Here is a 12,558-nt window from a genome sequence, read left to right as displayed (position 1 = left end):
CCCGCTCCAACATCAGTCCCCTTGAATGAGCTGGTCGAGCATGGCGGCGATTTCGTCGCCTTTCTCCTCTTCATCGGCTGCCGGTTCGCCCCGCTGGTCTTCCCCGCGATCGCCGCTTTCCTCGTCCTGCATGAATTCGAGGTAGCGGCGCAAAGTCTCGGCCTCGCTCTCCTGGGGCGAACGCATTCCGGCACTGATCAGCATCAGCCCCAGGGGCAGGGCGCCTTTCGCCCTGCGGGTCGCCGGCGCAAGGACCGACTGCGCCTGCGGCCGTGCAGCAAGCAAAGTAATGGCTTCATCGGCCGGACCGTCACCGCGCACACGCGCGGACGGCTTGACGGCGTCCGCCGCATAGGCCGCTGTCGTTGCGGAAACTGTAACGACCTGGGTCAATCTATTCGCCTGTTACCACAGTCCTCCTTTCTCTGTGCCAGACTTCGCTTGAGGCCCGGTGAAATCCGGTGGTCGGATTTGAACCAAATCCTAGCGTCTTGCAGGACTTGCGGGCCCTGCGAGATAATTTCGGCCAGGCTGCCGGCTGGCGATCCTGCCCGGTCTCACCCATAACGACATCTTCGTTTTGCCGAAGCTTCTCGAAACCGTGTTGCTCTTCCTCAACGGCGAGAGCGGCGCGAAAGCTGGGCAGAGGAGGTGGAGGGGAAATAAGAGAAAAAAAGAGCTTGGGAAGACGTCTGGAGCCAGCAGTCGAAACTTCTCCCGTTCGCTCCCTCTGGTCGCCGGTTGTGCGCGCCATATGTAAGTACACCTGGCAGGCGAAGCGCATCGCAGAACCGGACCATCTAAAAATTTGGAGGAGCGAATTATGCAGCCGAGAGCTTTGAAAATCGGTGTCATTGCAGTGGTGAGTTTTCTCGCCGCCGCATCAGGCGGCTACGCAGAGCAGATGAAGTTCATGGCGGAGCTCAAGGGAAGCGAGGAGGTGCCGCCGGTTCAAACCAGTGCGACGGGGATGGCCAACATTACCTATGATTCCGAAAGCAAGAATCTGTCCTGGACGATCGAGCACTCCGGCTTGAGCGGTGACGTGAGCGCGGCGCATTTCCATGGACCTGCCGGCCCGGGAGAGAACGCGCCACCCATCGTGCCGATCGACGTGTCGGCACTCGCAAAGGGCTCGGCGACCTTGGACGAGGCGCAAGCGTCGGCGCTGACCGAAGGGCGCCTCTACGTGAACCTGCATACCGCCGCCAACCCGGACGGCGAAATCCGCGGACAGGTCATGAAGGCTCAGTAGACCGAGTTGAGGCCGCTACGATCGGTGAAATGGGGCCGGTGGTGAAGGATCACAGGCAAGAGAATTGATCCCGCGCGAAACCCGGAATATCAATGCTCGTCAATCCGTTAGAAAGGGACGAGGCTCATGCGCAGGATCATATTGTTGGTGGCACTCGCAACGCTCACGGCATGCTCGCAAACGGTGCATGTCGGCGGCGAAGGCGAGTATTACCAGGGCATCGTCCCGCCGCGGTGACCGCGAAGCCCGGAACGGTCGAGGTCCGGTGTTGGAGTGATTCCGGCGCGGCAAAACAAGAAGGGCGCTCAACCCGTGCGGGGAGCGCCCTTCTAACCCGGAAGACGCGAAGGCGCTCGACGGATGTCGGCGCAGCGGTCCTCGATACGGGTGGTGACGGATAGATGGGGACGATCAGCCGGAATTCAAGTGATCATCCCGGCAGCGTCCGGGCGCAAGCTGCTCAAAAACGCTTCTTGAGAAAATAGCGTGGAATGGCGTTCTTGCCGCCCTCGAGTTCGCCGAAGAGCTCGAAGCCGAGCTTCTCATAGAAGGGACGCGCCTGGAATTCGAATGTGTCCAGCCACAGGCCGATATAGCCACGGTCCCTGGCGATCTTTTCTGCCTCTTCCATCAGCCGCCGCCCGAGCCCCTGGCCGCGATATTCGTCCGGAACAGCGAGATATCTGATGAAGGCCCAGCCGTAGCCGTCGGTCGCATAGAGGCCGCCGGTTGCAGTGCGCGTTTTCGGATCGCGGATGATGACGGCAAAGCCGGGCAGGTCGACCATGCCGCTATTGGCACTGTTGTAGGCGTCGAGCGTCGCGACGATGGCGCGAATGTCGTCGGGGTTTGGGGTGTCTGGAATGATGTCGAGGATGGGAGCTGACAAGGCTTAAATCCGTCTTTCGGCCGATCCGGTGATCACCAGACACCACGCGGGTGTCCGATGACAAGATCAGCCGGTCAGTAGGCCATGCGCACACCGCCGGGTGTCGCGGCGCTGAAATCGGGAACAGGGTTTGGTCCGTACCATTGCGCGTAGGTCGTGTTGCCGGCGCCGCCAGTGCTTGCGCAGGCGGAGAGGGCCGCCACTGCGAGAGCAGTGGCGATCAGACGTTTGAGGGGCATGGAGTCTCCGATTCTGATTCGTCTAGCGAGAGATAAATTGGGGTATCCGCAACCGTCAGTCCATCGGAATTCACGTGGACGCAGCGTTGATCCGCCGAACTGTTGAAGACTCAAATGGGCTCCTTGAGGCCTGGCTCTACCTCCGTCTCCCAAGAGGCCCCGCGACATTTGTGCGGGACCCCTTCCGGCAGTTGAGTTATTGTTTGCTGGCTGCCGCCTGCTGCGGCTGCTGCTGCCCGTACCGATGCTCAGCTGCACCCGCTCGTCGCACCACAGGTATCGCACTTCTCGCACGTGCCGTTCCTCACCATCGTGAAGTTCTGGCACTCGGAGCACATGTTGCCGGTGTAGCCCTGCATGATCGAGCGGGCGCGGCGCTCGGCTTCGACCTTCTTGGCCTCGGATTTGGCGGAAGCGGCTTCCGCTGCGGCCTTGTCGGAGAAGAGGGCGGTCACCTCCTGTTCCACTTCGCCGGCGATCTCCTCGGCAAGTTCGGCGGCGCGCTCCTCGTAGTCGCGTTTGAAGGCGACGACTTCCGAGGTGGCGGCGGCGGTTGCCGGCTCCAGCTTGCGGACCGCATTGCCGGCGATCGAGGTCACCGTGGCGCCGCCGGAGGCGCGGGCCGGCGTGCCGGTGGAGGCACCTTTCGGCTCCGAGCGGTCGCCCGTGCCGCCGACGATCGTCGGCTTGTAGCCGCGAGTCCAGCCGGTCGACACGAGGTTGGTCTTGCCTTCCTGAATGCCGCGGCCGAGCGCCGTGTTGCTGAAGTCGGAGGTGTCGACATGGGCAAGGTCGTGGCGCCCGAGATAGGAGACGGCGAGTTCGCGGAACACATAGTCGAGGATCGACGTGGCGTTCTTGATCGCGTCGTTGCCCTGGACCATGCCGGCCGGCTCGAACTTGGTGAAGGTGAAGGCCTCCACATATTCCTCGAGCGGGACGCCATATTGCAGGCCGAGCGAGATGGCGATGGCGAAGTTGTTCATCATCGCACGGAACGCGGCGCCTTCCTTGTGCATGTCGATGAAGATCTCGCCGAGGCGGCCGTCGCCGAATTCGCCGGTGCGCAAGTAGACCTTGTGGCCGCCGACGATCGCCTTCTGGGTATAGCCCTGGCGGCGGTTCGGCAGTTTTTCGCGAGCCCGTACCACTTTCTCGATGATGCGCTCGACGATCTTCTCGCTAACGGCGACCGCTTGCGCGGCGGCCGGCGCCTGAAGCAGTTCCTCGATCGCCTCATCGTCCTCCTCGTCCTCGATCAGCGAGGCGTTCAGCGGCTGCGACAGCTTGGAGCCGTCGCGATAGAGGGCGTTGGCTTTCAGTGCCAGCTTCCAGGACAACATATAGGCGTTCTTGCAATCCTCGACGGTCGCCTCGTTCGGCATGTTGATCGTCTTGGAGATCGCACCCGAGATGAACGGCTGGGCGGCCGCCATCATGCGGATATGGCTTTCGACCGACAGGTAGCGCTTACCGATCTTGCCGCAGGGATTGGCGCAGTCGAAGACCGGCAGGTGCTCGGCCTTCAGGAACGGAGCGCCTTCGAGCGTCATCGCGCCGCAGACATGGATGTTCGCCGCTTCGATATCCTTCCTCGAGAAGCCGAGGTGCTCGAGCAGATTGAACTCCATCGAGGCAAGCTGCTCGTCGGTGACCTTAAGCGCGCCCTTGAGGAAGTCGGCGCCGAGCGTCCACTGGTTGAAGACAAACTTGATGTCGAAGGCGGATTTCAGCGCCGCATTGACGGCATCGACCTTCTCGTCCGTGAAGCCCTTTGCCTTCAGCGTCGTCGGGTTGATGGCCGGCGCCTGGTTGAGGTTGCCGTGGCCGACCGCATAGGCCTCGATTTCGGCGATCTGGCTCTCCGAATAGCCGAGCGTGCGCAGCGCCTCCGGCACGGCGCGGTTGATGATCTTGAAGTAGCCGCCGCCGGCGAGCTTCTTGAACTTCACCAGCGCGAAATCAGGCTCGATGCCGGTGGTGTCGCAATCCATGACGAGGCCGATCGTGCCGGTCGGCGCGATCACGGTGGCCTGGGCGTTGCGGTAGCCATGCTTCTCGCCAAGTTCGACGGCCTTGTCCCAGGCGCTCGTGGCGTGGGCGATCAGCTCCTGATCCGGGCAATCGGCATGGATGAGCGCGACCGGGTTGACCGACAGGCCCTCATAGCCGGCGATCTCGCCATGGGCGGCGCGGCGGTGGTTGCGCATGACCCGCAGCATGCTGTCGCGGTTCGGCGCAAAGCCGGGGAAGGGGCCGAGCTTAGCCGAGATCTCGGCCGAGGTCGCGTAGGCGACACCGGTCATGATCGCCGTCAGCGCGCCGGCGATGGCGCGGCCCTCGGTCGAGTCATAGGGGATGCCGGACGACATCAGCAGGCCGCCGATATTGGCATAGCCGAGGCCGAGCGTGCGGTATTCATAGGAAAGCTCGGCGATCTCGCGCGACGGGAACTGCGCCATCATCACCGAGACTTCGAGAACGACCGTCCAGAGACGGACGGCATGTTCGTAATCGGCGATGTTGATCCGCTTGGTGGCGGCATCCTTGAACTGCATCAGGTTGAGCGATGCGAGGTTGCAGGCCGTGTCGTCGAGGAACATGTATTCCGAGCACGGGTTCGAGGCGCGGATCGGGCCGGCCGCCGGGCAGGTGTGCCAGTCGTTCATCGTCGTGTTGAAGTGCAGGCCCGGATCGGCTGACGCCCAGGCGGCATAGGAAATCGATTCCCAGAGGTCGCGGGCCTTCAACGTCTTCATGACGCGACCGTCCTTGCGGGCCGTCAGGTTCCATTCGCCATCCGCTTCGACGGCGCGCAGGAAGTCGTCCTTGATCGAAACGGAGTTGTTGGAGTTCTGGCCGGAGACGGTCAGGTAGGCTTCCGAATCCCAGTCCGTGTCGTAGGTTTTGAACTCAATGTCCCTGTAGCCCTGGCGGGCGAACTGGATGACGCGCTTGACGTAGTTCTCCGGCACCAGCGCCTGCTTGGCGGCGCGGATCTCGCGCTTCAGCGCCGGGTTCTGCTTCGGGTCGAAGCAGGCATCGTCGCTGCCGTCGCAATTGACGCAGGCCTTCATGATCGCCTTCAGGTGCTTGGCGACGATCTTGGAACCGGTGACGAGAGCCGCGACCTTCTGCTCTTCCTTGACCTTCCAGTTGATGTAATCCTCGATATCCGGATGGTCGATGTCGACGACCACCATCTTGGCGGCGCGCCGCGTCGTGCCGCCCGATTTGATGGCGCCGGCGGCGCGGTCGCCGATCTTCAGGAAACTCATGAGCCCGGAGGACTTGCCGCCGCCCGAGAGCTTTTCGCCCTCGGCGCGCAGATGCGAGAAGTTGGAGCCGGTGCCCGAGCCGTATTTGAAGAGGCGCGCCTCGCGCACCCAGAGGTCCATGATGCCGCCCTCGTTGACGAGGTCGTCGCCGACCGACTGGATGAAGCAGGCATGCGGCTGCGGGTGTTCGTAGGCCGACTTCGACTTGGTGAGCTTGCCGGTGAAGGGGTCGACATAGAAATGACCCTGACCGGGACCGTCGATGCCATAGGCCCAGTGCAGGCCGGTGTTGAACCATTGCGGCGAGTTCGGCGCGACGCGCTGGGTGGCAAGCATATAGGCGAGCTCGTCGCGGAAGGCGCTGGCGTCCTCTTCCGTTTCGAAATAGCCGCCCTTCCAGCCCCAATAGGCCCAGGTGCCGGCCAGCCGATCGAAAACCTGCCGGGCGTCGGTTTCGGAACCGTATTGCTCGTCCTTCGGCAGCGCCTTCAGCGCTTCCGTGTCGGGAATCGCGCGCCACAGGAAGGAGGGCACGTCGTTTTCCTCGACACGCTTCAGCTTGGCCGGCACGCCCGCCTTGCGGAAATATTTCTGCGCGAGAATGTCGGCGGCGACCTGGGAGAACTGCGCCGGCACGTCGATATCCGCGAGACGGAAGACGATCGACCCGTCCGGATTCTTGATCTCGCTCGTCGCCTTGCGGAACTCTATCTCGGCATAGGCCGATTGCCCTGCCTTCGTGAAACGACGTTCGATCTTCATTGTCCCGTCCTTTGTTGCCATGCGCCAAGGCGCAGTTAATCTCGCCCGGCCGCGAGGTAGTCGCAGCCAGCTTCAGCGTCCGTTCCGTGAGGAAACCCAAACCCGGGCATCCAGTATCTTGTGGTGAAGCTGCCTGCAAACACTAAATATAGTATTAACAGATTCTTTATGCCAGCCTGATTGTCGCTTCGGCGTCCTCTAAATCGCGCAAAAATTCCGCCGCTGCGGCGACGCGGGAGCATCCGCTTCAGCCACATGCCAGAACCGACGATTTGGGGGATGAACCGGCCTCTCAACTTCCCGGTTCGCCGCCGTCGCAACGTGCAATCCATTAACTGTGAATCGGCTTTGGGCGTCAAGGGGTGGTTTGTGACGGAATTTTGAGCGCTATATCTTGTGTGGATGGATTGTGGAAAACGGGGACATCAACCAAGCCGTTGAAAATCAGGGACTTCCGGTGGCGGTCTTGCAACAGGCGGAGACCACGCGGGGAAAATCAGAGTTTTCATGGGTAAAAAAACAGGTAAGGGACATTCCGCAGCGCTGCCCGCGATTGCGGAGAACGCCGGAGTGTGAAGCGCTCTGTTCGCGATTCGGCGGACTACATTTGGTGCCAGCGCGGCCCCCCCGCAATCCGGGACCCGATCGGCTCTCTGCGGGCGCGTTAGCCCACCCGCTTCTGCAATTCCCGCGCGCCGTTCGGCGCATTGACCTTGCCCGAGCTGATGAAAAAGGCAAAGACGTCGCGCGGCGCCTTCTCCGCTTTCCGATCAGGCGCGCTCTTTTCCAGCCCCTCCGGCTCGCCGCCGGCGGCAAAGGTCTTGAGCCTTTCGGCCCAGAGGTCGAGGCCCGCCGGGGGATAGCAGGTCTTGACTTCGTCGCTGCCCTTCTGCAGCCGCGCATAGACGAAGTCCGCGGTCACGTCGGCGATCATCGGGTAGTCCTCGTGCTCCGCGAGCACCACAGCCGCCTTGTATTTATCAAGGAGCTCGACGAACTCCGACACCTGGAAGGAAGGATGGCGGACTTCGACGACGTGGCGGAGCCTCAGACCGTCCTGCTTTTCAGGCAGCAGCTTCAAGAAGCCCTCGAAGTCTTCCGGCTCGAATTTCTTGGTTGGCGCGAACTGCCAGAGTATGGGGCCAAGCCGGTCGCCGAGCTCCGTCAAACCTTGCGTCAGGAATCGCACCATGGATTCGCCGGCTTCCGCCAGCACCTTGCGATTCGTCACGTAGCGGCTGGCTTTCAAAGAGAAGATGAAGCCATCCGGCACCTCCGCGGCCCATTTGGCGAAAGTCTCCGGCTTCTGCGAACTGTAGTAGGTGCCGTTGACCTCGATCGCGCGTAGCTCCTTGCCGGCGAATTCGAGCTGCCGCTTTCTAGGAAGGTCGGAGGGATAAAAGCTGCCTTCCCAAGGCTCGAAATTCCAGCCGCCGATGCCGACGCGAATCTTTCCGGTTTCTGCCATCACTTCCTCCTCAAGGCCGCCCGTGCCTCTCATCCGCAAGACGAACCGATACGACACGCAAGCCTTGCGGGAAGCGTCGGTGCCCCGCCTTAATGCGCGCTGCCGATCACTCGGCCGCCACCACCTTCGTTACCGATCGCCGTCCCAGAAGCTCTTTCAGGAATTGCCCGGTATAGGAGCGCGGTTCCTTCACGACGTCTTCCGGCGTTCCTTTCGCAATGACTTCGCCCCCCCCGTCGCCGCCTTCCGGCCCGAAGTCGATGACCCAGTCGGCCGTCTTGATGACCTCGAGATTGTGCTCGATCACAACCACGGAATTACCCTGGTTGACGAGCTCATGCAGAACTTCAAGAAGTTTGGCTACATCATGGAAATGCAAGCCGGTTGTCGGCTCGTCGAGGATATAGAGCGTGCGCCCGGTCGAGCGCTTCGATAGTTCCTTGGCGAGCTTGACGCGCTGCGCTTCGCCGCCCGACAGCGTATTCGCCTGCTGGCCGATCTTGATATAGCCGAGCCCGACCTGGTTCAGCGTCACCAGCTTGTCGCGGACGGCCGGGACGGCCGAGAAGAATTCGACGCCTTCCTCCACGGTCATGTCGAGAACGTCGGCGATCGACTTGCCCTTGAAATGCACGTCGAGCGTCTCGCGATTGTAGCGCTTGCCGTGGCAGACGTCACAGGTGACGTAGACATCCGGCAGGAAGTGCATCTCGATCTTGATGACGCCATCGCCCTGGCAGGCCTCGCAGCGTCCGCCCTTGACGTTGAAGGAAAAGCGGCCCGGCTGGTAGCCGCGTGCCTTCGCTTCCGGCAGTCCCGCGAACCAGTCGCGGATCGGCGTGAAGGCGCCGGTATAGGTCGCCGGGTTCGAGCGCGGCGTCCGGCCGATCGGCGACTGGTCGATGTCGATCACCTTGTCGATATGCTCGAAGCCATCGATGCGGTCGTGATCGGCGGGGTTTTCGCGCGCACCCATGACGCGACGTGCCGCCGCCTTGTAGAGCGTCTCGACGAGGAAGGTGGACTTGCCGCCGCCCGAAACGCCGGTGACGGCGGTAAACACGCCCAGCGGGATCGACGCCGTGACATTCTTCAGATTGTTAGCCCGCGCCCCTACGACGGTGATTTCCTTCTTCTTTTTCGGTTTCCGCCGTTCGCCTGGAACGGCGACGGACAGTTCGCCGGAGAGATATTTTCCGGTCAGCGACTTGGGATTGGCCATGATGTCGGATGGCGTGCCCTCGGCGACGATCTCGCCGCCGTGAATGCCGGCGGCCGGGCCGATGTCGACCACATGATCCGCCGTCAGGATCGCATCCTCGTCGTGCTCGACGACGATGACCGTGTTGCCGATGTCGCGCAGATGCCGAAGCGTGTCGAGCAAGCGGGCATTGTCGCGCTGGTGCAGGCCGATCGACGGCTCGTCGAGGACGTATAGCACGCCGGTCAATCCGGAGCCGATCTGCGAGGCAAGCCGGATCCGCTGGCTCTCGCCGCCGGAAAGCGTGCCGGAATTGCGCGAAAGGCTCAGATATTCGAGGCCGACGTCGTTCAGGAATCGCAGCCGTTCGCGAATCTCCTTGAGGATGCGTACGGCGATCTCGTTCTGTTTGGTGCTGAGCCGCTCGGGAAGCGTTTCGAACCAGTCCCGGGCGGCGCGGATCGACATATCGGTGAGTTCGCCGATATGCATCTTGTCGATCTTGACGGCGAGCGCCTCCGGTTTCAGCCGATAGCCGGCGCAGGCGGGGCAGGGTGCGGCCGACATGAAGCGCTCGATCTCCTCGCGCGCCCAGGCGCTGTCGGTCTCCTTCCATCGCCGCTCGAGATTGGGCACGATGCCTTCGAAAGTCTTCGTCGTGTTGTAGGAGCGGGCACCGTCCTGATAATGGAAGGTGATCTTCTCGTCAGTGCCATGCAGGATCGCCTTCTGCGCCACCTCGGACAGCTCGCTCCAGCGACTGCCGAGCTTGAATCCGAAGACCTTGCCGAGCGCCTCGAGCGTCTGGTTGTAATAGGGCGAGGTGGATTTCGCCCAGGGTGAAATGGCGCCGTCCCGCAGGGTCCGGTTCGGCTCGGGGACGATCAGCGCCTCGTCGATCTTCTGCTGGCTGCCGAGACCGTCGCAGGTCGTGCAGGCGCCGAAGGGATTGTTGAAGGAAAAGAGCCGCGGTTCGATTTCCGGAATGGTGAAGCCGGAGACCGGGCAGGCGAATTTCTCCGAGAACAGCACGCGCTCATGCGTCTCGTTGAGCGACTTGTTGGCCGAGCCGCCGGCGGCTGTCTCTTCCGCCGGCAGCGGCCGGTCGGCGAATTCGGCTATCGCCAGCCCTTCGGCGAGCGTCAGGCATGTCTCGAGGCTGTCAGCCAGGCGAGTAGCGATGTCAGCTCGCACGACGACGCGGTCGACAACGACATCGATATCGTGCTTGTATTTCTTGTCGAGCGCCGGCACGTCGGAAATCTCATAGAACTGGCCGTCGACCTTGACGCGCTGGAAGCCTTTCTTCATCAGCTCGGCGAGTTCCTTCTTGTACTCGCCCTTGCGGCCGCGCACGAGCGGCGCCAGGATATAGAGCCGCGTACCTTCGCCGAATTCCAGAATACGATCGACCATCTGGCTGACGGTCTGGCTCTCGATCGGCAACCCCGTCGCCGGCGAGTAGGGCACGCCGACGCGCGCGAAAAGCAGGCGCAGATAGTCGTAGATCTCGGTGACCGTGCCGACCGTCGAACGCGGATTGCGCGACGTCGTCTTCTGTTCGATCGAGATCGCCGGAGACAGCCCGTCGATCTGGTCGACATCCGGCTTCTGCATCATTTCCAGGAACTGCCGGGCATAGGCCGACAGGCTCTCGACATAGCGGCGCTGGCCTTCGGCATAGATCGTGTCGAAGGCGAGCGAGGACTTACCGGAGCCCGAAAGGCCGGTCATCACGATCAGCTTGTTGCGCGGCAGGTCAAGGTCGATGCCCTTGAGGTTATGCTCGCGCGCACCGCGAATGGAGAGGGTCTTGAGTTCGCTCATCGGAAGCCAGTTCTTATGCCGTTGAAAGCCTCCTATGTAATCACGACGACGCCCATGTCGAGGCGCAATCGGCAAAGAGGCGGCTCAATTGCGATTCGGTTGACAGGATAATAGACAAATACTAGAACAAAAAAAGAACAAATGTCGCCTGTATCCTCCTTCAAATGAGCTGTGGATTATGCGCGACGTAGGGCGTAACGTCGGCGGCGGATCGTTAAGATGCGCGGCACTTGAGGCATTCGAATGCCGAACCGGCGGTTCGGCGGAAACACGGGAAAAGCGATATGGCTGGTAGCGTCAACAAGGTGATCTTGATCGGGAATGTCGGGGCCGACCCGGAAATCCGGCGCACGCAGGACGGCAGGCCGATCGCCAACCTCAGGATTGCCACTTCGGAGACCTGGCGCGACCGCAACAGCGGCGAGCGGCGCGAGAAGACGGAATGGCACAATGTCGTGGTCTTCAACGAAGGTCTCTGCAAGGTCGTCGAGCAATATGTGAAGAAGGGCGCCAAGCTCTATGTCGAGGGCCAATTGCAGACCCGCAAGTGGCAGGACCAGAACGGCAATGATCGCTATACGACCGAGGTCGTGCTGCAGGGCTTCAATTCTACCCTGACGATGCTCGACGGCCGCGGCGAAGGCGGCGGAGCAGGTCGCGGCGGCAGTGATTACGGTGGTGGCGGCGGTTACGAGGACTACGACCAGCCGCGGCAATCCTCCGGTGGCGGACGTTCCGGCGGTCAGTCGAACCAGGGCGGCAATTTCTCGCGCGACCTGGATGACGATATCCCGTTCTGACCGACAGGATTTGCAGCCTCCAAAAGCATTCGGCCCGCGTTTGAGCGGCCCGTTGCGTTCTAGACCTGGATTTGAAATGCCGAGCGTACCCCGTCGACGACAAATTGCACGGCCAGCGCTGCGAGGATCACGCCGAGAAGGCGGGTCAGGATCGCCCGACCGGTGACGCCGAGAAAGCGGTCGATCCGATCAGCGATCACAAGCGCCAGAAAGAGCAGCGCCATCGATGCGGCGATCACGACGAGGAGTTGCACGCGTTCGATGGCCGAGGGGAAGGAACTGCCGAGCAGGATGGTCGCCGAGATCGCTCCGGGCCCGGCGATAAGCGGCAAGGCGAGTGGGAAGACCGCGATATTGTGGATGTGGTCCTTGGTCACCGCCGTTTCTCCAGTCTTTTCCTTTCTCTCCTGGCGTCGCTCGAAGATCATCTCGAAGGAAATCCAGAAGAGCAGCAGGCCGCCGGCGATGCGGAATGCACCGATCGAGATGCCGAGCAGGCCGAGAATGCCGTCACCGAAAAGGGCAAAGGCGGCGAGGATGAAAAAGGCGATGAGGGAGCCGCGGGTCGCGACCTGAAAGCGCTCCTGCCGATTGAGGCCGACCGTGAGGCTCAGGAAAATCGGCGCAAGACCTGGCGGGTCTAGCGTGACGAGCAGCGTCGTCAGCGCGTTGATCAAGAAATCCAAATCGAACATCCGTTCCCCCTCGGAATGGCCCCGGCATTTCCATTGGCAGAGCCGCATTGTTAGGCAAGCCATGCGGGCTTGGAAAGGGGCGCTAGCCAAGCGCCGCGCAATGTCCTAAACCGGGTTTGGGCGCGGGGCACGACAGGAGGAGCC

At 62.0% G+C, this 12,558-nt stretch carries 10 protein-coding genes; 3 read left to right on the top strand and 7 right to left on the bottom strand.

Features of this window, described 5'->3' with window-relative positions:
* Positions 1–12 precede the first annotated feature (12 nt).
* A complete protein-coding gene (locus AU381_RS03260) occupies positions 13–393 on the bottom strand; it encodes a hypothetical protein (protein WP_064240380.1) in 381 nt (126 codons plus the stop codon).
* Positions 394–823: 430 nt separating this feature from the next.
* On the opposite strand from AU381_RS03260, the gene AU381_RS03255 reads away from it, so the two are divergent.
* Together AU381_RS03255 and AU381_RS31010 are read left to right on the top strand one after the other, a co-directional pair.
* Entirely contained in the window at positions 824–1,255 is a 432-nt protein-coding gene (locus AU381_RS03255) for a CHRD domain-containing protein (RefSeq protein ID WP_064240379.1), read from the top strand.
* A gap of 126 nt (positions 1,256–1,381) precedes the next feature.
* Positions 1,382–1,492, top strand: a complete 111-nt coding sequence (locus AU381_RS31010) for a membrane lipoprotein lipid attachment site-containing protein (protein ID WP_174552517.1) — start codon at positions 1,382–1,384, stop codon at positions 1,490–1,492.
* Positions 1,493–1,715: 223 nt separating this feature from the next.
* Here the strand turns inward: AU381_RS31010 and AU381_RS03250 are convergent, their stop codons facing one another.
* The 5 genes from AU381_RS03250 to uvrA all read right to left on the bottom strand — a co-directional run bounded on the left by AU381_RS03250 (position 1,716) and on the right by uvrA (position 10,919).
* On the bottom strand, positions 1,716–2,144 hold the full coding sequence (locus AU381_RS03250) for a GNAT family N-acetyltransferase (protein ID WP_064240378.1): 429 nt from the start codon (positions 2,142–2,144) through the stop codon (positions 1,716–1,718).
* Between the two features lie 74 nt (positions 2,145–2,218).
* Entirely contained in the window at positions 2,219–2,383 is a 165-nt protein-coding gene (locus AU381_RS30205) for a hypothetical protein (protein ID WP_156528529.1), read from the bottom strand.
* 248 nt (positions 2,384–2,631) lie between these two features.
* A complete protein-coding gene (locus AU381_RS03245; RefSeq protein WP_064240377.1) occupies positions 2,632–6,423 on the bottom strand; it encodes a vitamin B12-dependent ribonucleotide reductase in 3,792 nt (1,263 codons plus the stop codon).
* 664 nt (positions 6,424–7,087) lie between these two features.
* Complete coding sequence (locus AU381_RS03240) at positions 7,088–7,891, bottom strand: DUF72 domain-containing protein (RefSeq protein WP_064240376.1); 804 nt, start codon at positions 7,889–7,891, stop codon at positions 7,088–7,090.
* A 106-nt stretch (positions 7,892–7,997) separates the two neighbouring features.
* A complete protein-coding gene (uvrA, locus tag AU381_RS03235; protein WP_064240375.1) occupies positions 7,998–10,919 on the bottom strand; it encodes an excinuclease ABC subunit UvrA in 2,922 nt (973 codons plus the stop codon).
* Between the two features lie 284 nt (positions 10,920–11,203).
* Here uvrA and AU381_RS03230 point away from each other — a divergent pair, with 284 nt between their 5' ends.
* Positions 11,204–11,719, top strand: coding sequence for a single-stranded DNA-binding protein (locus tag AU381_RS03230; protein WP_064240374.1), 516 nt, complete (start codon positions 11,204–11,206; stop codon positions 11,717–11,719).
* A 59-nt stretch (positions 11,720–11,778) separates the two neighbouring features.
* Here the strand turns inward: AU381_RS03230 and AU381_RS03225 are convergent, their stop codons facing one another.
* Entirely contained in the window at positions 11,779–12,414 is a 636-nt protein-coding gene (locus AU381_RS03225) for a MarC family protein (RefSeq protein WP_064240373.1), read from the bottom strand.
* Positions 12,415–12,558 lie beyond the last annotated feature (144 nt).

The sequence above is a fragment of the Sinorhizobium glycinis genome (genome assembly GCF_001651865.1).
Taxonomy (GTDB): domain Bacteria; phylum Pseudomonadota; class Alphaproteobacteria; order Rhizobiales; family Rhizobiaceae; genus Sinorhizobium; species Sinorhizobium glycinis.
The sequence above is the reverse complement of the archived record's forward strand: the minus strand, read 5'-3'. Positions and strand labels throughout refer to the sequence as shown.